General features: G+C 34.9%; 22 protein-coding genes and 1 tRNA gene. 21 read left to right on the top strand and 2 right to left on the bottom strand.

Annotated elements, in window-relative coordinates:
- Window positions 1–102: 102 nt before the first annotated feature.
- The 11 genes from ACLTBU_RS01490 (at window position 103) to ACLTBU_RS01440 (ending at window position 11975) form a co-directional block, all read left to right on the top strand.
- A complete protein-coding gene (locus tag ACLTBU_RS01490; protein ID WP_177669512.1) occupies window positions 103–1482 on the top strand; it encodes an MATE family efflux transporter in 1380 nt (459 codons plus the stop codon).
- Window positions 1472–2173 (top strand): DNA/RNA nuclease SfsA, encoded by a 702-nt coding sequence (sfsA, locus tag ACLTBU_RS01485; protein WP_177669514.1) that lies wholly within the window; start codon window positions 1472–1474, stop codon window positions 2171–2173. Before ACLTBU_RS01490 ends, sfsA begins: the two co-directional genes overlap by 11 nt.
- Before the next feature lie 146 nt (window positions 2174–2319).
- On the top strand, window positions 2320–3012 hold the full coding sequence (locus tag ACLTBU_RS01480) for a response regulator transcription factor (RefSeq protein ID WP_177669516.1): 693 nt from the start codon (window positions 2320–2322) through the stop codon (window positions 3010–3012).
- 1 nt (window position 3013) lies between these two features.
- A complete protein-coding gene (locus ACLTBU_RS01475; protein WP_412217169.1) occupies window positions 3014–4429 on the top strand; it encodes an ATP-binding protein in 1416 nt (471 codons plus the stop codon).
- 165 nt (window positions 4430–4594) lie between these two features.
- Complete coding sequence (locus ACLTBU_RS01470; protein ID WP_412217168.1) at window positions 4595–5581, top strand: ABC transporter ATP-binding protein; 987 nt, start codon at window positions 4595–4597, stop codon at window positions 5579–5581.
- Window positions 5565–6269, top strand: a complete 705-nt coding sequence (locus ACLTBU_RS01465) for an ABC transporter permease (RefSeq protein WP_249332408.1) — start codon at window positions 5565–5567, stop codon at window positions 6267–6269. The genes ACLTBU_RS01470 and ACLTBU_RS01465 overlap by 17 nt, the downstream gene beginning before the upstream one ends.
- 17 nt (window positions 6270–6286) lie before the next feature.
- Entirely contained in the window at window positions 6287–7714 is a 1428-nt protein-coding gene (locus ACLTBU_RS01460; protein ID WP_412217165.1) for a Gldg family protein, read from the top strand.
- Between the two features lie 5 nt (window positions 7715–7719).
- Window positions 7720–9183: a DUF4340 domain-containing protein gene (locus ACLTBU_RS01455; protein WP_412217164.1), complete on the top strand. Its 1464-nt coding sequence runs from the start codon at window positions 7720–7722 to the stop codon at window positions 9181–9183.
- 186 nt (window positions 9184–9369) lie between these two features.
- Complete coding sequence (locus tag ACLTBU_RS01450; RefSeq protein WP_249332411.1) at window positions 9370–10371, top strand: ATP-binding cassette domain-containing protein; 1002 nt, start codon at window positions 9370–9372, stop codon at window positions 10369–10371.
- 10 nt (window positions 10372–10381) lie between these two features.
- Window positions 10382–11173, top strand: coding sequence for an ABC transporter permease (locus ACLTBU_RS01445; protein WP_412217163.1), 792 nt, complete (start codon window positions 10382–10384; stop codon window positions 11171–11173).
- 1 nt (window position 11174) lies between these two features.
- On the top strand, window positions 11175–11975 hold the full coding sequence (locus ACLTBU_RS01440) for an ABC transporter permease (protein WP_249332413.1): 801 nt from the start codon (window positions 11175–11177) through the stop codon (window positions 11973–11975).
- Window positions 11976–12224: 249 nt separating this feature from the next.
- Here the strand turns inward: ACLTBU_RS01440 and ACLTBU_RS01435 are convergent.
- Window positions 12225–12297 (bottom strand) — tRNA-Pro (locus ACLTBU_RS01435).
- A gap of 290 nt (window positions 12298–12587) precedes the next feature.
- On the opposite strand from ACLTBU_RS01435, the gene ACLTBU_RS01430 reads away from it, so the two are divergent.
- The 10 genes from ACLTBU_RS01430 (at window position 12588) to ACLTBU_RS01385 (ending at window position 23659) form a co-directional block, all read left to right on the top strand.
- Window positions 12588–14879 carry a ribonucleoside-diphosphate reductase subunit alpha gene (locus tag ACLTBU_RS01430; RefSeq protein WP_412217162.1) on the top strand — a complete coding sequence of 764 codons (2292 nt, stop codon included), beginning with the start codon at window positions 12588–12590 and terminating at the stop codon, window positions 14877–14879.
- A 26-nt stretch (window positions 14880–14905) separates the two neighbouring features.
- Window positions 14906–15934 carry a ribonucleotide-diphosphate reductase subunit beta gene (locus ACLTBU_RS01425; protein ID WP_412217161.1) on the top strand — a complete coding sequence of 343 codons (1029 nt, stop codon included), beginning with the start codon at window positions 14906–14908 and terminating at the stop codon, window positions 15932–15934.
- Window positions 15935–16098: 164 nt separating this feature from the next.
- Window positions 16099–16770 (top strand): ATP-binding cassette domain-containing protein, encoded by a 672-nt coding sequence (locus tag ACLTBU_RS01420; protein ID WP_177669536.1) that lies wholly within the window; start codon window positions 16099–16101, stop codon window positions 16768–16770.
- Window positions 16767–17483 carry a hypothetical protein gene (locus tag ACLTBU_RS01415; RefSeq protein ID WP_412217159.1) on the top strand — a complete coding sequence of 239 codons (717 nt, stop codon included), beginning with the start codon at window positions 16767–16769 and terminating at the stop codon, window positions 17481–17483. Before ACLTBU_RS01420 ends, ACLTBU_RS01415 begins: the two co-directional genes overlap by 4 nt.
- Entirely contained in the window at window positions 17465–18238 is a 774-nt protein-coding gene (locus tag ACLTBU_RS01410; RefSeq protein WP_412217157.1) for a hypothetical protein, read from the top strand. The genes ACLTBU_RS01415 and ACLTBU_RS01410 overlap by 19 nt, the downstream gene beginning before the upstream one ends.
- 11 nt (window positions 18239–18249) lie before the next feature.
- Complete coding sequence (locus ACLTBU_RS01405) at window positions 18250–19446, top strand: hypothetical protein (protein ID WP_412217155.1); 1197 nt, start codon at window positions 18250–18252, stop codon at window positions 19444–19446.
- Window positions 19447–19448: 2 nt separating this feature from the next.
- A complete protein-coding gene (locus tag ACLTBU_RS01400; protein ID WP_249332417.1) occupies window positions 19449–20288 on the top strand; it encodes an amidohydrolase family protein in 840 nt (279 codons plus the stop codon).
- 89 nt (window positions 20289–20377) lie between these two features.
- Window positions 20378–20890, top strand: coding sequence for a hypothetical protein (locus ACLTBU_RS01395; protein ID WP_412217153.1), 513 nt, complete (start codon window positions 20378–20380; stop codon window positions 20888–20890).
- A 116-nt stretch (window positions 20891–21006) separates the two neighbouring features.
- The gene (pyrE, locus tag ACLTBU_RS01390) at window positions 21007–21678 is read left to right on the top strand and encodes an orotate phosphoribosyltransferase (protein WP_177669548.1); all 672 of its coding nucleotides are present in this window, start codon (window positions 21007–21009) and stop codon (window positions 21676–21678) included.
- 433 nt (window positions 21679–22111) lie between these two features.
- Window positions 22112–23659 (top strand): DEAD/DEAH box helicase, encoded by a 1548-nt coding sequence (locus ACLTBU_RS01385; RefSeq protein WP_283246172.1) that lies wholly within the window; start codon window positions 22112–22114, stop codon window positions 23657–23659.
- Window positions 23660–23720: 61 nt separating this feature from the next.
- On the opposite strand, the gene ACLTBU_RS01380 is transcribed toward ACLTBU_RS01385, so the two are convergent.
- The gene (locus tag ACLTBU_RS01380) at window positions 23721–24617 is read right to left on the bottom strand and encodes a stalk domain-containing protein (protein WP_412217150.1); all 897 of its coding nucleotides are present in this window, start codon (window positions 24615–24617) and stop codon (window positions 23721–23723) included.
- Window positions 24618–24664: the final 47 nt, after the last annotated feature.

Genomic DNA, 24664 nt, shown 5'->3' with positions numbered 1-24664 from the left:
AATGCTTAGACAAGAAAATTTTAAAGAAAGGTATTGAATAGTGTAGAGTGGGAAATGTATAATGAATAAAGTTTGATATTTTAAGAAAGAAAAGGAAGTAATATGGATAAAAGAATTGATTTAACACAAGGACACATGGTAGGAAAGCTCATTAAACTTGCGATTCCTATTATGGGAACGTCTTTTATACAAATGGCGTATAACATGACAGATATGATCTGGATTGGACGCGTTGGCAGTAGCGCTGTTGCTGCAGTTGGAACAGCAGGCTTCTTTACATGGCTTGCTATGGCCTTTATTATGATTTCAAAAGTTGGAGCAGAAATAAAAGTAGCTCAGAGTATAGGGGAGAAGGACCTAGAAGGGACTAAATCCTATATTTTAAGTGCCATTCAGATTAATGTTGTTTTAGCTGTGCTTTATGGCTTATTCCTAATTGCATTTTGTAATCCACTTATTGGTTTTTTCAATTTAGGCGATGGTGAGATTATAGGTATGTCTAAAACGTATCTTATTGTGATGGCACTGGGTATGGTATTTTACTTTATCAATCCTGTTTTTACAGCCATTTTTAATGGGCTTGGAGATAGTAAAACACCATTTATTATGAATACAATAGGGCTTGTTTTTAATATGATTTTTGATCCACTTCTTATATTAGGATTTGGTCCTATTGCTCCAATGGGTGTATTAGGTGCGGCCCTAGCAACCGTAGCTGCTCAAATTATTGTAACAGTAGCTTTCATCATCGTTTTAATTAAAAGAAAAGAAAGCTACTTACGTATTAATTTATTTACAAAACCTAAATGGGACTCTATCAAAACTATTTGTATTATTGGCTTTCCTGGAGCTGTGCAAAGTGGACTCTTTACACTTTTCTCAATGGTGATTGGACGTATTATTGCTGTATTTGGCCCTGTACCAATTGCTGTACAGAAGGTAGGTTCTCAGATTGAAGCCATTTCATGGATGACGGCAGGAGGGCTTTCAACAGCACTTGGAACTTTCACAGGCCAAAACTATGGTGCTAAAAAGTATGACCGTATTGAAAAAGGGTTTGGCATTACAATGGGTATGGCGCTTATATTAGGTGTTTTTGCAACGGTACTTCTTATTGGATTTGGTAAACCACTCTTTTCTATCTTCATTCCAGAAGCAGAGGCTATTGCAGGTGGAGAAGTTTATCTTAGAATTTTAGGTTACTCACAGCTCTTTATGTGTGTTGAGATTACGATCACAGGTCTTTTTAATGGGCTAGGAAGAACTTATATTCCTTCTATTGTGGGCATTCTATTAACAGGTGCACGTATTCCGATGGCTTATTTCTTATCACAGCCTGGGATTTTAGGTATTAACGGGGTATGGTGGAGTATTAGTATTAGTAGTATTTTAAAAGGTTTAGTGCTGGCGAGCATTTGGTTCTATCTTGTAAAACGTAAAAAGCTTTATAAAGAAGGTGCGGTGATGGCAGATGCAGTATAAAAATAGCATTCAAGCTACTTTTATAGAAAGGCCTAATCGCTTTATTGCTTACTGTGAGGTAGAAGGCAAGCGGGTGAAGGTGCATGTTAAAAATACAGGACGTTGTAAGGAACTGCTTGTACCTGGCTGTACGGTCTATTTAGAACATGACCCAAATCCAAACCGTAAAACAGCATATTCTCTCATTACAGTACAAAAAGGTGAGAGGCTTATAAATATGGATTCTCAAGTACCTAATAAAGTATTTTATGAAGCCATTCAAGAAAAAAGTGTGACTTTGCCAGGTCTACTAGGAGATGTAACGCTTCTTAAACCTGAAAAGACTTATAAAAACTCTCGATTTGATGCGTACATTGAAACGAAGCAAGAAAAAGCTTTTGTAGAAGTCAAAGGGGTTACCCTTGAAGATGAAGGTATTGTACGATTCCCTGATGCGCCAAGCGAGAGAGCTGTTAAACACATTTATGAACTCATAGAAGCTATGGAAGAAGGATATAGGGCTTATCTTATCTTTATCATTCAAATGAAAGGTGTTAAGTATTTTACACCAAATCGTGTAACACATGAGGCTTTTGCCAAAGCAGTAGAGCATGCTGCGGCAAAAGGTGTTCATATCCTTGCTTACGACTGCAAGGTGACAGAAGAATCGATTAAAATAGGAGAAGACGTGAAAGTCATCCTTCAACCTTAGAGGGCTATTGCATAAGCAATAGCCTTTTCTTATAACCCATCCTTTTTGCATAATAGTACATAATTTAGCCACAGAATTTACAAAGTTTTGTCACAATCAGTTGGTATAATAAGGCAAGATCATAGAGATGAGAGGGGCACTATAGAATGCTAAAGAGAATCTACATAGCAGATGATGAAGCGAATATATGTAAGCTCATTCAATCTTTTTTAGAGAAAGAAGGATTTGAGGTCAAATGTTTTGGAAATGGAGTAGACCTTTTAAATCGTTTTAGAATAGATCCGGCAGATTTACTTATTTTAGATATTATGATGCCAGGAATAGATGGTTTAAGTTTGTGTGCCATGATTAGGCAAGAAAGTAGTGTACCTATTATTATTGTTTCAGCCAAAGATAGTGAGATTGATAGGGTAACAGGCATTACCATAGGAAGTGATGATTATCTCGTTAAACCCTTCTCTCCCCTAGAACTGGTGGCGAGGGTTAAGGCACTTTTTAGAAGAAATGAGCTTTTGCTGGGACAAAGTCATGTGGAAAGTGAAGTCCTTACCTATCACACACTTATACTTAATATGAAAATGCGAACTTTAATTATTAATGAGCGAGCTGTAACACTTACACCAATGGAGTTTGACTTCCTAGCTTTTTTGGTGAAAAACCAAGACCGTGCGGTCAGCAAAGTGGAACTTTTAAAAGAACTGTGGCAGGTAGACTTTGAAACAGATACAAGAGCAACAGATGATGTGGTAAAAAGACTACGTAAGAAATTAAAGGAGCACGGTAGCATTTCTATAGAAACGGTATGGGGGTTTGGTTATAGAATAGGCCAGGAGGTATAAAATGAAACTCAGTATACGAAAAAGTATTTTTTTACCTGTTGTTATTATTTTACTTTCCATTCCTATTTTGACTTATATTGTGTTTAATAAGACTTCTTCAATCTTTATGGAAAAGCAAGCTAGGTATGATTTAATGATGCTCTTAAAAACAATAGAGCCTTTTGTAGATCATACTTTTGGGAAATATATGAAATATCCGCCTAGAACAAAAGAAGAGCAGCTCATCTTCAAGCAGCTTCAAGCAGCAACTTTTTTTGATGAGATTAAACCTATTTTACAAAATGGACTTAATGAGACAAGAGTTATTCTATTAGATAAAAATGAAGAGCTTATTTATCCTATGGGGGGACATTTTGAAGAGGGTGCAAAGGCAATTTATGAGTACTGCATGGCAAATCCAGAAATCTTTAGAGAGAGTGGTAGCATTCATAAACGGACCATTGAGGATAAACACTATTTGATTGGAAGTATTCATAAGACTAATAATCCTAAGGCAAATGTGCAGTATATAATAGGCTATAGTATTGTGCCTAATACAGATAAATTTTTAAGTAGACTCTCTACGCTTGTCTTTGGTATAACAGGGATTATTGCGGTCATTATTTTACCATTTATATGGAATCTAGCAAATCGTATTTCAAATCCTATTAAGAATCTATGTAATCAGGCTAAAGCTATTGGAGAAAGTAATTTTACACAGAATCAAGAAGTAAGTAATTTGCAAGAGATTAAGGATTTAAATACCGCTATGAATGAGATGGCTATGCGTCTTGAAAGTTATGATAGAGGGCAGAAAGTATTCTTTGAAAATGTATCTCATGAGCTAAGAACACCTCTTATGTCTATAAGAGGCTATGCAGAAGGTATTGAGTGTGGTGTATTTGAAGAGACAACTTATCCAGCGGCGGTCATTATAAAAGAAAGTGATAAACTTGCTACTTTAGTTAATCAGCTACTGACACTATCTCGTATTGATAATGCGAAGCAGCGTATAGAGCTTCAGCCTATTGAAGTAACGGACTTTTTAAAAGGGCGTATAGAAGTCTTTAGACCTTTAGCAGAGCAAAAAGGGATTCTATTTAGATTGCAAGCAAAAAGGACACGTATTGTGGCAGATGAATACTTACTTGAAAGTGTTATTGATAATCTGTTTTCTAACTGTTTAAGATATGCCACATCCTCTATTTTGGTACAAGTTACTTCGGATGGCTTTATCATTGAGGATGATGGCAAAGGATTTGATACGGAAGACTTTCTTCATCTCTTTGAAAGGTTTTATAAAGGTCAGGGAGGGCAGACAGGGCTAGGACTTGCTATTGTGAAATCAAGTATCGAATATATGGGAGGACATATAGAAGCGCATAATGCTAAGGGACAGGGCGCTATCTTTAAACTTCATTTTCCAAGAGGCTACTAGAGGCTGATACAGTATGTATCAGTCTCTTTTGCTATATCTCCAAAAGGGTTACCTTCCTATAAGCTGCCACATTTTTGCCACAAAGTTGCCACCGGAATGCTCTAGGATAAGTTTAGATGAAAATGTAACATAGTCCTATAGTGCAGATTTAAAGGAGGTTATAAGATGCTTGAAGTGGTAGAAGTATCTAAGAAGTACGGTAATAAGCTGGCGGTAGATCGCATTAGCTTTACTGTAGGCAGTGGTGAAGTTGTAGGATTCCTAGGAACCAATGGTGCTGGTAAGTCCACCACTATGAATATGATTACAGGATACCTTTCCTGTAGCGAAGGGAAAATTACAGTAGATGGTCATGACATTTTAACAGATCCGGAAAAGGTAAAAAAACAAATAGGGTATTTGCCAGAAATTCCACCTCTTTATCAGGACCTGACAGTATGGGAAAGTTTATGCTTTACTTATGACTTAAAAAAAGTGAAATTAAATAAGAAGGAACATCTAAATGAGATTTGTGAACTCGTACAAATTACAGATGTAAAAAATAAACTTGTACATAACCTTTCTAAAGGGTATAAGCAAAGAGTAGGATTAGCTAATGCACTTATTGGTAATCCACCCCTTTTGATTTTGGATGAACCTACAGTAGGCCTTGACCCCAAACAAATTATAGAGATTAGAAAGCTTATTCATGAACTAGCGAAGACAAGAACGGTTATTTTATCTTCTCATATTCTTCAGGAGATAGAGGCTGTATGTGACCGTATCATTATTATTAATCAGGGCAAGATTGTGGCAGACGATACACCTATAAAGCTGATAGAAACGCAGCAGACGGAAAAATGTATTACATTGCAAGCTCAGGGTAAACCAACCCAAATCGTAAGCTTACTTAAAACGATTCCAAATGTAGAAGATGTAACTTACAAAATGACAACCCAGCAAGATGTGTATGAATATTACTTAGAGACAAAAGGGGTAGATGTACGTGCTACTTTATCCTTTGTGCTGGTCCAGAATCACATACCGCTTTTGGAACTAAGATCTAACCAGCCTACTTTAGAAGATGTATTTATGAAATATACAACAAAGAGTTACGATGCCTATACATTAGATGAAGAAGAAGGGGGAGAGGAAGATGTTTGCGATTTATAAGCGTGACATGCGTTCTTATTTTGTAACGCCTATAGGCTATGTGTTTCTAGCTATCTTTTATGCTATAGCAGGGTATTATTTCTTTGGCTATCAGCTTTATGGAGGTAATGCGGATTTTAGTTATTTATTTGATGCACTTTTTAGTATGGTCATTTTCTTATCACCGCTTTTAACTATGAAAATGTTTAGTGAGGAAAAGAGACATAAGACAGATCAAGGACTGATGACAGCGCCTGTTAGTCTTACGGGTATAGTAGCAGGCAAATATTTAGCAGCTCTTAGTATTTTTATGTTAGCCCTTGCTATTACCCTTTTATATTTAGGTATCGTAGCAGTGAAAGCACCTGTAGAGTTAGCTGTATTTTTGGGGCACTTTATAGGGATGTTTTTACTAGGCGGAGCCCTTTGTGCTATAGGGATGTTTGTATCTGTTTTAACGGAGAGTCAAGTTATTGCAGCCGTTGGGACTATTGGATTTGGTATATTCTTTACTATGGTTGACTCAGTAGGTGTGATGTTAGGTACGCCACTCATAGAAAAAGTTTGCAATTATTTATCTTTCTATACACATTATCAAGATTTTACAACAGGTCTTTTAAATATAGCGGATGTCATATTCTTTGTCTCTATTGCAGCTCTCTTTATCTTCTTGACTGTTAGAGTACTAGATAAAAGACGTTGGAGTTAAGGAAGGGATGTGAGGAAATGAAAAAGAAGTTAACTGTACAGAAAAAAACAGGGATTATGAGTACGGCAATTACTTTGATTGTGGTGTTATGCCTTATTGTTGTCAATGTTATTGCCTCTGCCTTTACAGAAAAATATCCAGTGAAAATAGATTTAACCTCTAATAAGGCCTTTGAGCTATCTGAAGACTCTATTAAATACATAAGTGATTTAGATAAAGACATTACGATTACTGTTATGAATACACGAGATAGCTTTGCTAGAGGTGGTGAATACTATGAGCAGGCTATAACTGTTGTAGAGCAGTATGCTAAGTATAACGATAATATTACGTTAGAATTCATAGATTTAATGGCTAATCCAACATATGCTTCTGAGCATGCTGATTTAAGTATTAGTGTTAATGATATTTTAGTAGCATGTGGTGAAAATACACAGAAGCTAACAGCTTACGACCTTTTCAACATTCAACAGTCTTGGTATGGTGGTAGCATTACGTCTTCTAATGCTGAACAAGCTATGACAGGTGCTATTATGAATGTGACAAGTGAAGAGAAAACAAAAGTAACCTTTTTAACAGGACACGAAGAAAATGAAAATATAAATTTAGAAGATCTACTTGAGAAAAATAACTTTGAAGTAAATAGTATCATGCTTCAGGCTGAGGCTATCCCAGAAGACACAGAGATTTTGATTGCTATTGCACCACTTAGAGATTATACAGAAGAAGATATAGAAAAATTGGATAGCTTTATGATGGAAGCATCTGAAAAAAATAAAACCATGCTATACTTTGCGTCCGCGGAGCAACCAGAGCTTCCTGTATTAGAGGGATGGCTTGAAAAATGGGGCTTATCTGTACCACGCGTTATGGTAGCAGAAACAGACCAAAATAGAGTAATTAGTAATAATGCTTACTTTGGTATTGCAGATATAGATGATTTTCTTGTTACAGAGCATATGACCAATACAGATATTCCACTTACTATGCCATTTGCTCGTCCAGTAGAGATGTTATTTACAAGTAATATGGGCTATAACACAGGAAGCCTTCTTGCTTACTCTGAATCTGCAGGGATTATTGATGAAGATGTTAATTCCGTAGAGGATATTGTTCAGGAAGGGCCAATTAGTGTTGCAGCTAAATCTACTTATAATCAAGATGGCGTAAATGCTATGCTATGTGTATTTGGTTCTGATATGATTTTAAACGAGCAGTTTTTAAATAGCAGTTCACTTGCTAACATGGAATACTTCTTATCTTTCTTTAATACAGTAGCAGATCGTGAAAATGTATTTTCTATTGCACCAAAAGTTTTAGGAGGGGGTTCTTTTACTTTAACGCAGGGGCAAGTACTCTTATATACAGTAATGCTTGTTATTATACTTCCAATTGCTGTACTTGCAGTAGGTATTACTATTTGGATTAAACGAAGAAGGAGTTAGATACCATGAGTAAACAGACTAAGACTTTAATAGGTTGTACGCTTCTTTTAGTCCTTCTGCTAGGAGGAGCAGCCTTTGCACTCACATGGGAAGGCGTACCAGAAGAAGAGACTGCAGCAAGTGAGAGCATAGAGCTTATAAAAGAGGAAAAGAATCAAGTAAGTAAAATAAAACTTGAGACAGATACGGAGCAGATAGAACTTATTAATCAAGGTGAAGAAGAAGGTTTTAGTGTAACAGGTCTAGAAAATATGCCCCTTTCTACTAGTGCTGTAAATAGCATTGTTGAGGCATGTATCAATCTTGAAGCGAGTCAGGAAATCAAAACAGAAGAGGCTTTAGATTTAGCTCTATATGGATTAGAATCACCTGCTATTAAAGTTCAAATGGATATGCAAGATGGAAAAGCGTACCAGTTAGCTATAGGAAATGAAGCACCATCTTATCAAGGGCAGTATGTTCTTTTTAATGATAAAGTGTACTTGATTAGTACAAGTGTTGCTATGAGCTTTGACCAAACACTCTATGATTTTGTGGAAACGCAAATTCTGCCTACCAAATCAAGTGATGTACATATTGAAGAATTGGTATTAAAAAATACAGGAAGACCTGAAATAAAACTTACTTATGTACCAGAAGAAACAATTGTTACAGAAAAAGAACCTGAAGAGGGAGAAAATGTAGACGCAGCCCCTGAAGATACTGCACAGAATGGAGAAGCTGATGCTGCATCAGTAGATACATCAGAGTCTAAAGAAACAGAAGTAGAGGAGGAAGTGATTCCAGCTTATTATAAAATGACAGCACCGTATGCAAAGGATCTTACAACTTATGATGTAACTTCTTGGGCAGATGGCCTATTTAGTATCTATGCTACAGCTGTTGAAGGGATTCGTGTAGATGAGCAGAAAATGAAAGATTATGGATTTGATGCTCCTCTTTCTGTTCTTGAAATAAAGCTTTCAGATGGGCAAAATTATAGATTAACCGTTACAAGACAAAATGACACTTATTATATGATGAGAGAAGGGACGCCGATTATTTATAATGTTAACCAAAGTGATTTAAGCTGGCTCGATATTACACCTATAACACTGACACGCAATATGTTTGAAAATAGAACAAGTGATGATATAGCAAGTATTAGCGTTACAACGGAGTCAGAGACATTAAATCTTATACCAGATGGAAAAGAACTTACAAGTGAAGAGCTTAAAGAAGTAGGCAATATGATTATAGCTTTCACACCAACTAAAGTAGAGCCGGTAGAAAGTTTTAATTTGCAGACGGTAGCTACCATTACGTTAAGTTATAAAGATGGAAAAACAGATAGATTAGAACTGATTCCAACTGGAAGTGGAGAGCTTTATATGGTACTTAATGGTGTATGTGAATACACAACGAATGAATGGAGTTTTACATCACTCCTTGAAAAATGTAAGAGTGTATATGAAGAAGTAGAAGAATAAATGGAGTAAAAAAGTCAGCCTTTAAAGGTTGACTTTTTTGCATATAAATAGGTAAAAATCAATATATTTTGCTAAAACTAAAAAAAGTTATGTTTTATGTATTTGGAATATTTAGTATAATAAAATTACATTTAATTTATTATAAGGTTTAAATATACCAGAAACAAAAGATAGGGGAGGGGTAAGATGAGTTTAATCGAAGTACAGGCATTAAGTAAAAGCTATAGGAATACGATTAAAGAGCCAGGGGTAAAAGGTGCTTTTAAACATTTAATACATCCTAAATATGAGGATAAAGTGGCTGTATCACATGTTAGTTTTACAGTGGAAAGAGGGGAGAAAGTGGCTTATATTGGCTCTAATGGAGCAGGTAAATCTACTACAATAAAAATGCTGACAGGTATACTATTACCAACATCAGGTAAAATTTCAGTAAATGGTCTAGATCCGCATAAAAATCGCATAGAGAATACTAAAAATATTGGTGTTGTATTTGGGCAGAGAACACAGCTTTGGTGGGATATTCCTATTATAGAGTCTTTTAAGTTACTAAAAGATATTTATGAAATTCCAGGACCTATGTATAAGAAAAATTTAGAGATATTTTGTGATATATTAGGGATGGAGCAGTTTATCCATCAACCCGCTAGAAAGCTATCTTTAGGCCAGAGGATGCGTGCCGATATAGCCGCTTCACTTTTACATAATCCACCTATTCTTTATTTAGATGAGCCAACTATAGGACTCGATGTAGCTGTCAAGGAGAAGGTGCATGAATTTTTAAATTATATTAATAAGGAGAAGAAGACAACCATTTTATTAACAAGCCATGATTTAGCAGATATAGAAAAAATATGTGATAGAATAATCATCATTGATCAAGGTACAGTGATTTATGATGATACCATTCAAAAGATTAAAGGTGAACTGATTTCAGAAAGAAAAATAAATGCCCTTATAGAGGATACAGGAAATGTCTTAGAAGAGAAACTGAAAAATTTACCTGTAACCGTTATAAGAGAAGATACTAATAAGGTAAGTATTTTATTTAGTCAAAATGAAATAGCAGCGGTTACCATACTTGAAAATATGCTTCAGATAACGGGTATTCAAGACTTTTCAATAGAAGAGCCAGGACTTGAGCAGCTTATTAAAAAAGTCTATAATGGTACCTTTTTAATAAGCTAGGAGGTGAATAATGAAAAAGTATATCTCTCTTTTTAAATGTGCAGTACAAGAAACTATGATTTATAGATGGAACTTTTTCTTTGGTATTCTCTCGAAGTTTGCTGTAACAATTGTTATGTTTTATATTTGGAGAATTATGTTTAAATCTAATCAGATCATAGCAGGATATACATGGGAGAGTATGAAGGTTTATTTATTCGTTTCTTTCTTATGTACGTCTACTATTTCATGGAATGCAGAAATGAGCATGTCAAAAAAAGTTATTCAAGGTAATATTATTGCTGATTTAATTAAACCTGTTAATCTCAGGACAGTCACTTTAGTACAAGCTATAGGAAATAGTTTTTTTAGTAATTTATGTGCAATAGGCATTATGTTTTATTTTGCTATATTTATTTTTAAGGTATCTTTGCCAACAGATTTTCAAATATGGATTTCGTTTCTTATAAGTATAGGGTTATCTTTTTTGCTTAATTTTATCTTAAGTTATATCTTTTCTTTATTTAGTTTTTGGACTTCAAATGTTTACGGTATAGCAACGGCTAGGTCTACTATTTCTAACTTTTTTTCAGGTGCGTTAGTCCCACTTGAACTCTTTCCACCCCTATTAGCAAGAATTGCTTTTCTACTACCTTTTAAGGGAATAGTATATATACCCACTTCTATTTTTATAGGAACTTTAAGTGGAAGTGAGATCTATCATGCACTTATGGGACAGACAATATGGCTGATGGTATTGTGGGGAATAAGTAGCCTATTATGGAAGCAGGCTGTTCAACAAGTTACCATTAGTGGAGGTTAATATGACGACTATCAATAAGTTTATAAGTCTTTATATAAAACTTATGATTCAACAACTAAAATGTATGATGGCATATAAAATGGATTTTCTCATTATGCTAGCTTTTACATTTTTTACACAGATTTCAGGCTTATTTTTTATTTATCTTATCTTTTCAAAAATCCCTTATATAGATGGATGGAATATGTGGGAAGTCATTTTTATGTACGGAATGATTTATTTTACAGAAGGTGTAATAAATTTTTTGTTTGAAGGAACTTGGTTGTTAGGTCAATATATCCATTCAGGTAATTTAGACCGCTATATTTTAAGACCACTTCCTATAGGGATGCAGGTTTTAGCAACTAAAATTAACCTAGATGGTTTTGGAAAGATTCTCATTAGTGCCTGTATGATGGCAAAAGCTTTAAGTATGCTAGAAGTGAATTGGAACCTCGCTAAGGTAGGGATGTTTATACTTTTTATACTATCGGCAAGTATTATTCGCGTTTGTTTGAACTTATCAGCTAATTGCACTTGCTTCTGGCTCAAGAGTGGTAACACATCTTTTGCGCATCTGATTCACACTTTTTCTGAGTTTGGTAAGTATCCTCTGACAATTTTTCAGACAGGTATTCAGTTTGTACTTATTTTTATCATTCCTTATGCCTTTATTAGTTTTTTTCCCACTTTGTATATTTTAGATAGAGGGGAGTATGCTGTTATAGGTTTATTAACACCTGTAGTAGCACTGATTACCATATGCATTACGTTTGTTATTTTTAAACTGGGACTCAGAGTATATGACAGCCCGGGCAATTAATACAAGAGTGTATTGAGTATGTTGATTTCTTTCTATAGGACCAAAATAAGAATATAACAATAAGGTTGTATAGTGATTATTATAGGGAATAGTCATAGGCTTATTAATGGGATAGAGTCTTTCGTAAATTAATCCTTGCCAAGTGGTCAACTAAGGATACTAGGGATGAATAAATTAGGCCTAAATTTAACTTTAAAGACAATAAAAAGAGGAAACCTTAGTATTCCCAAAGTTTCCTCTATGATTTAATCGGAATGACCAGACTTGAACTGGCGACTCCTCGCCCCCCAGACGAGTGCCCTACCACCTGGGCCACATTCCGATACAAAACAATGAAAAGTGTTTTATATTCTGAATTATATCATGTGAAGATGGAAAAATAAACAAAAAAATGAGGAAATGTCATTGATTTTTTTTAGATGACTTGAATTCTTCAAGAAACCTTTACAATATCTAGCCTAGGCTATACTGGATGTATATGGGAATGCTTTTAAGGCTCATATGGGACTTAACTTAGTAAATTATCTATGATAGAATAAGAAATCATAAGAGATAATTGATATTATTTAAAAATTTTTGTTCTATAAATTAGTCGTTAAAGGAATGATGTATGTGAGTATTAGAATACAAAAGAGAAATGGTACTTTTGAACCACTTTGTATAGAGAAAACAAAGAAAATGGTTGAATTAGCCTGTGAAGGGCTTGCAGGTTGTGATCCTTTAGAACTGGAATTAGACGCACATATTCAGTTTAGAGATGGGATGACCACAGCAGAAATTCAGAAAATTCTTATTCAGACAGCTATTGAAAAAGTTATTCAAACGCAAGTAGATGGTTTCGGTAATGCAGTTAAGACCACTCACACAAACTGGCAGTATGTAGCAGCAAAGCTACTTGCTTTTGATCTTTATAAAAAAGCTAAAATCAATAGAGGTTACAATCATTTTGGTTATGGGGACTACTTTGAACTTGTAAAAAAGATGGTAGAGATGCATCTGTACGGGGAGTACCTAACAGCAGTTTATACAGATGAAGAAATTAAAGAACTTGCAGCATATATTAAGCCGGAACGTGATTATTTATTTAACTATGAAGGACTAAAACTGCTTGCAGACCGCTATTTAGTAAAAGGGTTCAAAAAAGAAGTGTTTGAATTACCCCAAGAGCGTTTTATGACCATTGCTATGCATTTAGCTATACCTGAAAAAGAAAATAAGGTGTACTATGCTAAAGCTTTCTATGACCTGATGAGTCAGCTTAAAATGACTTCTGCTACACCAACACTTGGTAATGCAGGAACACCTTTCTATCAACTTAGCAGTTGCTTTATTTCAGCTGTAGGGGATAATCTTTGGTCTATCTATGATGTAAATCAGAAATTTTCACAGGTTTCTAAACATGGGGGCGCGCTAGGCATTTATCTTGGAAAAGTAAGAGCGCTTAATAGTGAAATACGTGGTTTTAAAAATGCATCAGGTGGGGTAATTCCTTGGGTAAGACTTTATAATGCTACAGCTGTAGCTGTTGACCAATTAGGAAAGCGTAAAGGTGGGACGACTATTACCCTCGATGTGTGGCATAAAGATTTATATGATTTCTTAGAAATTAGAACTAATAACGGTGATGACCGTAGAAAAGCGCATGATGTATTCCCTTGTGTAGCTATTCCAGATTTATTTATGAAGCGCCTGGAAAAGAGAGAAGAGTGGAGTTTATTTGACCCTTATGAAGTAGAAAAGCTTATGGGTTATAGACTAGAAGATGCCTTTGATGATATAGAAGATGAAGCCTTTACAAAGCGTTATCTCGAATGTGAAGCAAATTCATTCTTACAACGTATTACGGTTAAGACATTAGATATTATGAAAAAAATCATGAAGAGTGCTGTAGAGACAGGAACACCATTTATCTTCTTTAGAGATACAGTAAATAGAGCCAATGCAAATAAGCATGCCGGCATGATCTATGCTTCTAATCTCTGTCAGGAGATTGCTCAAAATGTAAGTGAAAGTGAAAAGATAGAAGAACAGATTATAAATAAAGATGGTATACCAGAAGTGCTAACAACAGTAAAATCTGGGGATATGGTTGTATGTAATTTAAATTCTATTAACTTAGGAAAAACTGAAATAGATGAGCTTAAAGATAGTATTCCACTGCAGATTAGAATGCTGGATAACGTTATTACACTTAATCAATTACCTGTAGCAGAAGCAAAAATTACAGGAGATAAATACCGTGCCATTGGTCTAGGAACAAGTGGTTATCAGCACTACTTAGTTAACCACAATATTGCATGGGAAAGTGAGGAGCATCTTGAAGTAGCTGATAAGCTATTTGAAGAAATTGCTTATCAAGCTATTAAAGCTTCTATGGAACTGGCTAAAGAAAAAGGTGCTTATCCTGCATTTGAAGGATCAGAATGGCAAACAGGTAAATATTTTGAAAGACGTGGCTATACTTCTCCAAGATGGCAGGCTTTAAAAGCAGAAGTACAAAAACATGGTGTAAGAAATGGATACATTATGGCAGTGGCACCTACAGGTAGTACGTCTAATATTGCCAATACAACAGCTGGGATTGATCCAATCTTTAAGAAGTTCTTTATTGAGGAGAAGAAAGGGAGTTTCACACCAAAGACAGCACCTGACTTGTCTATGGAGAATTTCTGGACCTATAAAGAAGCGCATACTATAGACCAACAGTGGAGTATTAAAGCTTGTGGGATTAGACAAAAACATATTGATCAATCACAGTCCTTTAATTTATATATAACACCAAATATAGCAGCTAAAGATATTCTAGATATGTATACAGAATCTTGGCGATTAGGCGTTAAAACACTTTATTATGTAAGAAATCAATCTTTGGAAATGGATGAATGTACAAGTTGTTCAAGCTAGGAGTTTAAGAGAAAAGGGGTTATAAAATGGATAAAAAAATGATATTTAATCAAAGAGGCGATAGAGGAACGCAGTCTATGATTAATGGGAATACAACGAACTTAAGAGAATGGAATCGTATCAAATACGATTGGGCGAATACCTTATACCGTACTATGCTCAATAATTTCTGGATTCCAGAAGAGATTTCTCTACATGAAGATGTGAAGCAATTTCCTTATTTAACAGAGGGGGAAAGAAATGCCTTTGATAAGATTATTTCTTTCTTAAACTTCCTAGACTCTGTACAGTCAGAAAATCTTCCTAACTTATCACGCTATATTACAGCAGCAGAAGTTTCTTCCCTTCTTAATATTCAAGCTTTTCAGGAAGAAATTCATGCGCAGAGCTACTCTTATATCTTGGATACAGTAACCAATCCTGTGACAAGAGATGCTATCTATGATATGTGGCGAGAGGATGAGCACCTTCTTAAACGTAATCAATTTATAGCAGGCATCTATCAAGCTTTTAATGAGGAGCCTACAACCCATAATTTTTTAAAAGCAATTATGGCTAACTATATTTTAGAGGGCATTTATTTCTACTCAGGCTTTAGTTTCTTCTATACCCTTGCAAGACAAGGTAAAATGACAGCTACAAGTACACTTTTTAAATATATTAATAGGGATGAAGTAACGCATTTAGTTTTATTTCAAAATATATTAAAAGAGCTAAAAAAAGAGAATCCCGACTTGTTTACACCGGCCTTTGAAGAAGAATTAAGAGAAATGATGCGCATAGGTGTAGAGCACGAAGTGGCTTGGGGGCAGTATGTGACCAATAACCAAATCTTAGGGCTTAATGATGTGCTTATAGATAGTTATATTAAGTACTTATCTAACTTAAGACTAAAAGCTATTGGCCTTGAGCCTTTATACTTAGAGATTACTGCTCATCCTATGGCGTGGATTGACAACTTCTCCAGTCTTAATGCTACCAAGACAGATTTCTTTGAAGCTAAAGTAACCAATTATACCAAAGCGGCAGTATTTGATTTTGATTCATTAGAATAAATTCCAAAAGGAACTGTTTAGAAAAACAGTTCCTTTTTATTATTTTGAACTAAATACATATAAAATAAATAACTTAAGCATAAAAATAAAGGACAGGCTATATTAGAAATTCATAGAATAAGTGTATACTAAAAGAGATTACTTACACATGTAGGGAGGTATGTATGTCAATATATATTAAATTTGAAAACGTATGTAAATCTTTTCGTCATGAAGAAGTCTTAAAGCATGTAAACTTTGAGCTTAAGAAAGGCCAAATTTATGGTTTTGTAGGTCGTAATGGTTCAGGAAAAACCGTGATCTTTAAGATGATTACAGGTCTTATGAGACCTTCATCAGGTCAAATTTTCTTAGAAGAAGTTAATATGACTCATTCTAAACAATTTCCAAAATCTATTGGTGCACTTATTGAAACTCCAGGTTTTATTTCCCACTATAGTGGTCTTAAAAACCTTAAGATTTTAAATGGTCTATCTGAAAAGCCTGTGTCTCTAGAAGAATTAAAAGAAAGTATGCGTCTTGTAGGGCTTGATCCAGATAACAAAAAGCCTGTTCGTACCTACTCATTAGGAATGAAACAGAAGTTAGGCATTGCTCAGGCTGTTATGAATAAACCGGATTTACTTATTTTAGATGAGCCTATGAATGGATTAGATGAGGAAAGCGTAAAGCGTATGCGTCACTTTTTCAAAACGCTTAAAGAAGAGCATGGTGTAACCATTTTACTGGCTAGCCATAATAAAGAGGACATTCAAATCTTATGTGATGAGTTATTTTATATTGCAGATGGCACCTTAAGAGCACAGAAAGAAACGCAGGCAGGGGTGAGTGCATGAGATGGTTTATAACAGATTTTAAAAGGGGACTAAGTGAACGTAGCTTTTTAGGCGCTATAGCCCTAGGTATACTGAGTTTAGCCTTAGGTTTAGCTTATTATGTATATGGACAAGATACCTATACAGCCGATCAGGCCTTTATTGTCAGTCAATCCTTTGCTATGCCTTTTATTGCACCACTTCTAGCTTCTATGGTTTATAGCAATATGAATATGCTAGAGAAGGATTCAGGCTATAGGAACTTGCTTATTTTAAAGCATAAGGGGAAGAACTATACTTTGAAAAGATGGTTTGTTAACAATATCCTTTCAGGTATAGCACTTTTTATCCCTATGCTTATGTTATACGGTGTATGCAGCCTTTTCTCACCTTATGTGCAGCAGGAAGAGATAGTAGGCGTTATGTTATTAGGCTTTTTATTCGGTTTTGTCTATGGGTCTTTTGCCTATAGCCTGACATTTGTTAATAGAAAACGGTATATTCCTATTGTAACGCCTCAGGTTTTATATTTACTCTTTATCTATGCTTTTCCTTATTTAAATCTGGAAAAATTCTATCCGCCACTAAGCTTTTCACCATGGCTTATGAGGACTCATGTAGATATACAGCTCATTACCCTTGAACTACTCATTATACTTGGGATATCTGGTGTACTTGTAGTAGGTAGTATGCTTTATAGAAAGGGGGAAACGTTATGGTTACAGCAAAGATGATTCGGTATAATATCTCTGAAAGTTTTAATTTAGTAAGATGGTGCCTGACCATTATTGCTTTTGCCTTTGCATGTGTTGTAAGTGTGGCGAAGTATATACAAATATCAGATATGACAGCCATTACGTTTTCATCTCTTGAGATAACTTATTTAATTTTAAATGATACGGTAAGCCTTATTTATATTTATTTACCTCTTTACTTATTCCTTATATGCGGCATTATGTTTGATGATAACTTTGGTTCTTTAGAAGTCATTAAGTGCCAAAGTAGAGGAAAATGGCTTGTTGGGAAATGGGTCACTTTATTGTTTTATACCCTTTTATTTTTTGTAGCACTTTTTACGCTAAACTTTTTAATCAGTGATCAAGTCTTTCCTTTTAGTGCAAGTTGGAGTTCAGATTTCCTTAAAGTACAGGTAAACATGGGGCAAAGTGCAAGAAACTTTATTTACACACCTTTTCAAACCATAGGCTTATCCTTAGGTTCTGTATTTAGCTTGTATTTGGCAGTAGGTATGCTCAGTATGGTCTTTTCACTGCTTACGCATAAGGAAGCTTATGCGTTATTCCTATCTTTAATAATAGGTATTTTAACAAGTGCTGTATTTGTGTATGTACTAGACTTTACAAGCCAAATGAGTGTCGCTTCTTTTGCATGGCGTAATGGTATACTCTTTGCAAGTATGGTACTTACTTTTATAGGTGCTCTTTGGATTACGTATAAAAGAGACTTTAATATAGAGCGAAAGGAATAGGAGGGTAGAACATGATTAGAAATTTAATGAAACTAGGTGTCCTAGCCGCCGTTACAGGTTTTTCCTTAAACTTTGCAAGTCAGACTATTAATGAAATGGTTATTGCAGTACATAAAAGAGAAAAGACTATTGCAGATGCAATTATTAAGCAGCAGGTGCAAGAAATGCTTAAAGAAGCAGAAAAGGAGATTGAAAAGGTACAAGAAGAAACAAAAATAGAAATCAAGCAGGAAGAAGTAGCCATTAAACCACCTCTTCCCCAAAAGCCTAAAAAAGACAAGCCAAAAGAAGAAAAAGAAGAAGAAAAAGTAGAACAGGTAGAAGTTGCTGAGGTTCAAGATGAAATGATTATAGAGGAATCTGAGCAAACTGAGGTGACGGTAGATGGCGCAGCAACGGATGCCAACTTAGATATGACTACTTACTATGCACTTACCAAAGAAGATATTACTTATATAGGTGAGTATTTAGTAGATCACTATTTCTTATTTGGGTATGAATACTATCAGGCAGAAACAGACCCTGTACGCTATGCACGTAAAAAACTTGCAAGTGATATGGAGGACCATGTTATTGGGAGTATAGGAGATAGCTTGACGCTCTTAAGGGATATGAAAAGCCTAAATAGTGCTACGCTTACGCCACTTGCTGAAAATGCACATTTATTAGCAGCGCAGTTCAAAGAAACTTATAAGGATGTAGCCAGTCAGGGCGAAGAGTTTGCACGTATTTATGAGAGTGTTAATAGCTTTATGGATACTTACCTAGCTACATTAAACAAGGCAGAAGAGACTTTTAAAATGTTAGAAGAAACCACCAACAAGGCACTTGTTCTGCCTATGCTTTTAAAAAGTATGAATCAGGACTTATTACCAAGTGTGAAAGATGTCCTAAATGAAGGATTTGCTCTAAAGGAGCAGACAAATAAAATTTATATAGAAGGACTAGAAGCAGATTTCCTTATTACGCCAGAAGAAGTTATGGATATTATCGAAAATCCATACAGCATTCTTCCAAATAAAGTACCACCTACTACACCTAATGAACCGAATACAGTAGTACTAGAGGAGGAGATTCAGCCACCTGTGACCACAACATCTAAACCAGCCGAGTCAGATGTATTAAAAGAGTCTGAAGTAGGTCATGCTACTCATGAAGAAGCTACAAATCTGCAAAGTGAGGAAACTTTAGAAAGCGAAGGAAACTAGAAATGAAAATAGATACACATATTCATATTACCCCCCCAGATATCATAAAGGATTGGAAAAAAATTGGACAGCGTGAGCCTTACTTCAATTTATTGTCTGCAACGCCTCATAATAAGTTTGCCACTTATGAAACAGTAGCAAATCATTTAGAGGAGGAAGGTTTTGATAAAGGTGTAGTATTCGGATTTTCTTTTCAGGATATGGGACTATGTAGATATGTCAACGATTATACGATGGAAGCAGTTAAGCAGTATCCTGATAAGTTTATTGGTTTTATGACCATGCCTGCCCATCATAAAGATTTAGAAAAAGAAATTATAAGGTGTTATGAAGGTGGGTTAAGAGGTATAGGAGAATTGTTCCCAGAGGGGCAGAATTTGCAGCTTGAAGGGCTTCATCATACGGCATTAAAAGCATGTTGTATGAACTATAATTTGCCTGTACTTCTGCATGCTAATGAACTTGTAGGACATGAGTATGCAGGTAAAACAAGCGTGAGTCAGAAAAGCATTGAAACCTTTGTACGTAATCATCAAGAAATTCCTATTATACTTGCGCATTTTGGTGGGGGACTTTTATTTTATGAACTGATGAAAGAAATAAGAAGCAGTTTTAAAAATGTTTACTATGATACAGCAGCAGCTGTCTTTTTATATGAGCCCACTATTTATAAGGTAATTCGTGAAATTGGTATACTGGATAAACTACTCTTTGGCAGTGATTATCCACTTCTTCCTATCAGCCGTTATGAAGAAGGACTTAATATACTTAAAGAAGAAGAAAAGAAAGCAGTTATGGGCGGAAATGCACTAAAACTCTTTGAAACATGTCATATATTGTAGTAAAGTTTTCAGGAAAACTCCTTGAAAAATATTCCGAATTTAATTAAAATGTAATATATATGTAATATTTTTAAGGGGGCAGTTAGGGGATGTTAATTCAAGTAGGTGGGCTTTTAAAAATATGTATTACAAAATTGAAGAGGGGGTTAAGAGAAGAGAGAGCGGCTTTCAATCCTAATCCTTTTACAGCAGAGCATGAACAGGTGCTGTCAGCCATAAGAGGGTATCTAAAGGTGTATATAGAGGAAGAAGTAGAAAAAGTTATACATGATCAGCAGATGCTTATTTTTACGAATGGTATAGATAGGCCCTTTGTACGTGAATGTGAAAAACAGGAAAAGCAACTTGGACAGCTTATTACAGTTGCAGAGCGTGAAATAGAACATACTCTTACAGAATATGAAAAAGCTTTTTTAACCTATGCTTTTTATAATGAAGTAGAAGATACCATCTTAAGACGTGTATGGCAACTCAATTTCTTTAATGTTAAGAAGCTTTGTATCCTCCTGCAGGCTGGGCAAGAAATTCTATATACAGACCTTCAGGAAATATATGCAGCTTATGACAGTAGGAAGATTTGGAAGTATCATTTAGAACAATAAAATAGACCCTACAAAAAAGTTATCTTCTATTATAAGGAAGGTAACTTTTTTATAGTCAATTTACATTTTCCATGATATGATAGATAAGATAAATGCGTATAGAGTGGAGGATTCATATGAGTTACAAAAAAGAGTTTATTGAATTTATGGTGCGTTCAGGTGTACTTACTTTTGGAGATTTCACAACTAAAAGTGGTAGAAAAACACCTTACTTTGTAAACACAGGAAACTATAAAACAGGTTATCAAGCAGGGAAACTTGGTGAGTTTTATGCAAAATGTATTACAGAAAATATAAAAGATGATGTAGATGCTTTATTTGGACCAGCTTACAAAGGAATTCCATTATCTGTAGCAACAGCTATTTCTCTTGCAAATAATCATGATAAAGATGTAAACTACTGTTTTAACCGTAAAGAAGCTAAAGACCATGGCGAAGGTGGTACAATGGTAGGATACAAACTTCAAGATGGAGACAAAGTGATCATTGTAGAAGATGTTATCACAGCTGGAACAGCTATTCGTGAATGCCTTCCTATTTTAAAAGCAGCAGCAAATATTGAGATTGCTGGACTTGTTATTTCTGTAGACCGTATGGAAAGAGGCCAATCAAACAGAACTGCTATTCAAGAAATTGAAGAAGAATTTGGTATAAAAACATACCCAATCGTTACAGTGAGAGAAATCATCGAAACACTTCATAATGTAGAAATCGATGGAAAAGTTGTAATCGATGATGAAATGCGTGCACGTATGGAAGCATATCTTGCTGAATACTGCGTAAAATAGTTAGAAAAGTAGCTAGCAAAAAGAATGCCCAGGGAATCCTGGGCATTCTTTTTTACTTTCAGTATAAAGAGAATATTAAATAAGTACAATGATGAGTTATATGAATGAGATTCAACTATTAGTTCAATTTTTAATATATTAAAGTATGTAAATTAATGGAAAAGTTATCGTTTCTATCTAAAGCGTATACCTATATGAATACTGATGTAGAAGAGAAATGAGTGAAATCGTTAGAAAAGTAGCTTCACTTGGAAGAGACTTTTTTAATAGGCCTAGCTTGTTATTTTAAGGGAAATGTGTTAAGATGAGGGTTGCCGAGAAAAAGAGAAACGAAAATAGACAAATTTAATAGATTGTAGAGGTATAGATTATAGAAACAAGACTTTTTAATGACCTAGATATTTCCAGCGAGATCAAACGCGCTATAAGTGATATGCAATTTGAAGAGATGACACCTATTCAGGCGAAATCTATTGATCCAATTATGGACGGAAAAGATGTTATTGCACAAGCTCCTACAGGAACAGGTAAAACATGTGCCTTTGGTATTCCAGTAGTTGAAAGAATAGATACAAACAGTGATAAAGTACAAGCTCTTATCCTTTGCCCAACGAGAGAGCTTGCAAACCAAATCGGAGAAGAACTTCGCTCACTTTGTAAATATAAGAGCAATGTACGTACATTAGCTGTTTATGGGGGACAACCTATGGACAGACAAATTATGGCTCTTAAGAAAAGACCACAAATCATTATCGGTACACCAGGCCGTGTGATGGACCACTTAAGAAGACGTACTCTTAAATTAGAAGACTTACGTATGCTCGTATTAGACGAGGCGGATGAAATGCTTAACATGGGCTTTAGAGAAGATATTGATACAATTCTTCAAAGCGCTCCAGAAGAAAAACAATTCATTTTATTCTCTGCTACACTTCCAAAAGCTATTCAAGATATTGCTAGCCAATATCAAAAAGATGCAGAGCGTATCAGTGTGCTTAAAAAAACTGTAACAGTAGATACAATTAAACAATATTATTTAGATGTAAATGAACGTTATAAAATTGAAGTACTTAGCCGTATGATGGAAGTAACAGCCTTCAAATTAGGCGTTGTATTCTGTAATACAAAAAGATGTGTAGATGAGGTATGTAGTGCACTTCAACAACGAGGTTTCTTAGCAGAAGCACTTCATGGTGATATGAAACAGCTTCAAAGAGATAGTGTAATGGCTAAGTTTAGAAAAGGTTTTGTTAACGTACTTGTTGCAACAGACGTAGCAGCAAGAGGTATTGATATCGATGATATTGATGTTGTATTCAACTATGATGTACCAACAGATGAAGAGTACTACGTACACCGTATTGGTCGTACAGGTCGTGCTATGCGTCAAGGTTTATCTTATACGCTTTGCACACCTAAAGATCGTTCAAAACTTAGATTTATTCAAAATTACACTAAATCTAAAATTGAAAAAGCTGAGATTCCAACAATCGAAACGATTAAAGAAGGTCAACTTCTTCGTGTATGTGATGAAATCCGTGAGGCAGCTCAATCAAGAATGCCAAAACGTTACAAAGAATGCATTGACCATCTTGTAGAAGAAGGCTACAATGAAGAGCAAATCATGATTGCTTTATTTAAACTTGTAATGAGCAATCAAACAATGAGTGCAAATGATCATATTAAAATGGAAGACTTACAACCACGTCGTGAAGCATACCAAGGTGGTGGAGACTTCGTAAGATTATTTATTAACTTAGGGAAAAAAGATAAGTTAAAAGATATAGATCTTATTAAACTTGTAAGTAATGAAACATCTACGCCACGTAAAGGCATTAGAAAAGTAGACATTATGGAGAAATTCTCATTCTTTGAAGTGCCAAATGGTTGTGAAGATGAAATTCTAGGTGTACTTACAAAACAAAAATATAAAGGTAGAAAAATTAACGTAGAGATTGCTCAACGTAAAAATAGAAGATAATCTCTTATAAATTTGTAAAAAAGAGGCTGGCCCCTTAGGGCAGCCTCTTTTTTAGTTTTAATTATTGAGCTAAAATTGTAATTTCGATAGCAGTTGTTTGACCTGGAAGAGATAAAGTCATAATTGGTGAGTGAACAACTTTAAGTTTCATACCTTTTTCTAAGTCACTTGCTTTATAAATAGCTTTATTTTTTTCATGTTTAATGACCGTTTCTTCATTAATGTGAAGAATAGTTTGATTCATAATATCTTCTGGACTTTCATTTTTTCCTACTAACACAGAGTAACCAAATTTTGTTTCATTAACCTCTACAACTTGGACATCTTCAAGTGTTACGTTTTCGAGAGGTTTTACCTCAGCTTCTGCAAGTACATTAAGTGTAAAAGCTGCTGTTTGTGGTGGTAGAGAACGTGTTGAAACACTTGAATGTGTAACAGATACTTTCATACCTTCTACAAGATCATTTAATGTAAGTGAAGTGCCATCTTGTGTAAGTGTAGTATCTTCACTAATATTTAAAATAATATAGTTTGTAAAAACATCTTCCTTACCTGCTGGAAGAACTCCTACTTGTTTACTTTCTACATCAACGCTCATAATAGTAGCTTCATCAATCGTTACAGCTTCAAGTTCTGGTGTTATTTCTGTAGCGGATACTTGAGATTCTTTTGTATTAGAAGAAGCAGCTTCTGGGTCAGTTTCTCCTGTTGTAATAGATACAACTTTATTTTTATAAGTAATATCAGCATCTAATGTTTCACCAATTGCGCGTACAGGTACATAAAGAGTATCATTGTACATAAGTGCTTCAGAATCGCCCATAACTTTTTCACCATTTAGTTCAAAAGAGATAGCTGGGTCAATTTTTGCTGTTACATTTTTTACGATAGGTGCTGCAATAAGTGTTACACTAAGTGTACCCATTGCTGTAAGCATAACTAATAATTTTTTACTCATATTAAATCCTCCTAAGATTACATGTTTGAATTTCTATATTACTTTAG

It is taken from the genome of Zhenhengia sp. (genome assembly GCF_046966505.1).
GTDB lineage: Bacteria > Bacillota > Clostridia > Lachnospirales > Cellulosilyticaceae > Zhenhengia > Zhenhengia yiwuensis.
Note: the sequence above shows the minus strand (reverse complement) of the source record. Positions and strands in the feature narration are given on the sequence as shown.

Excerpts from the sequence above, each read along its gene's own strand:
- ACLTBU_RS01490 (WP_177669512.1), top strand. The coding sequence starts at position 103 with ATGGATAAAAGAATTGATTTAACACAAGGACACATGGTAGGAAAGCTC.
- sfsA (WP_177669514.1), top strand. The coding sequence starts at position 1,472 with ATGCAGTATAAAAATAGCATTCAAGCTACTTTTATAGAAAGGCCTAAT.
- ACLTBU_RS01480 (WP_177669516.1), top strand. The coding sequence starts at position 2,320 with ATGCTAAAGAGAATCTACATAGCAGATGATGAAGCGAATATATGTAAG.
- ACLTBU_RS01475 (WP_412217169.1), top strand. The coding sequence starts at position 3,014 with ATGAAACTCAGTATACGAAAAAGTATTTTTTTACCTGTTGTTATTATT.
- ACLTBU_RS01470 (WP_412217168.1), top strand. The coding sequence starts at position 4,595 with ATGCTTGAAGTGGTAGAAGTATCTAAGAAGTACGGTAATAAGCTGGCG.
- ACLTBU_RS01465 (WP_249332408.1), top strand. The coding sequence starts at position 5,565 with ATGTTTGCGATTTATAAGCGTGACATGCGTTCTTATTTTGTAACGCCT.
- ACLTBU_RS01460 (WP_412217165.1), top strand. The coding sequence starts at position 6,287 with ATGAAAAAGAAGTTAACTGTACAGAAAAAAACAGGGATTATGAGTACG.
- ACLTBU_RS01455 (WP_412217164.1), top strand. The coding sequence starts at position 7,720 with ATGAGTAAACAGACTAAGACTTTAATAGGTTGTACGCTTCTTTTAGTC.
- ACLTBU_RS01450 (WP_249332411.1), top strand. The coding sequence starts at position 9,370 with ATGAGTTTAATCGAAGTACAGGCATTAAGTAAAAGCTATAGGAATACG.
- ACLTBU_RS01445 (WP_412217163.1), top strand. The coding sequence starts at position 10,382 with ATGAAAAAGTATATCTCTCTTTTTAAATGTGCAGTACAAGAAACTATG.
- ACLTBU_RS01440 (WP_249332413.1), top strand. The coding sequence starts at position 11,175 with ATGACGACTATCAATAAGTTTATAAGTCTTTATATAAAACTTATGATT.
- ACLTBU_RS01425 (WP_412217161.1), top strand. The coding sequence starts at position 14,906 with ATGGATAAAAAAATGATATTTAATCAAAGAGGCGATAGAGGAACGCAG.
- ACLTBU_RS01420 (WP_177669536.1), top strand. The coding sequence starts at position 16,099 with ATGTCAATATATATTAAATTTGAAAACGTATGTAAATCTTTTCGTCAT.
- ACLTBU_RS01415 (WP_412217159.1), top strand. The coding sequence starts at position 16,767 with ATGAGATGGTTTATAACAGATTTTAAAAGGGGACTAAGTGAACGTAGC.
- ACLTBU_RS01410 (WP_412217157.1), top strand. The coding sequence starts at position 17,465 with ATGGTTACAGCAAAGATGATTCGGTATAATATCTCTGAAAGTTTTAAT.
- ACLTBU_RS01405 (WP_412217155.1), top strand. The coding sequence starts at position 18,250 with ATGATTAGAAATTTAATGAAACTAGGTGTCCTAGCCGCCGTTACAGGT.
- ACLTBU_RS01400 (WP_249332417.1), top strand. The coding sequence starts at position 19,449 with ATGAAAATAGATACACATATTCATATTACCCCCCCAGATATCATAAAG.
- ACLTBU_RS01395 (WP_412217153.1), top strand. The coding sequence starts at position 20,378 with ATGTTAATTCAAGTAGGTGGGCTTTTAAAAATATGTATTACAAAATTG.
- pyrE (WP_177669548.1), top strand. The coding sequence starts at position 21,007 with ATGAGTTACAAAAAAGAGTTTATTGAATTTATGGTGCGTTCAGGTGTA.
- ACLTBU_RS01385 (WP_283246172.1), top strand. The coding sequence starts at position 22,112 with ATGCAATTTGAAGAGATGACACCTATTCAGGCGAAATCTATTGATCCA.
- ACLTBU_RS01380 (WP_412217150.1), bottom strand. The coding sequence starts at position 24,617 with ATGAGTAAAAAATTATTAGTTATGCTTACAGCAATGGGTACACTTAGT.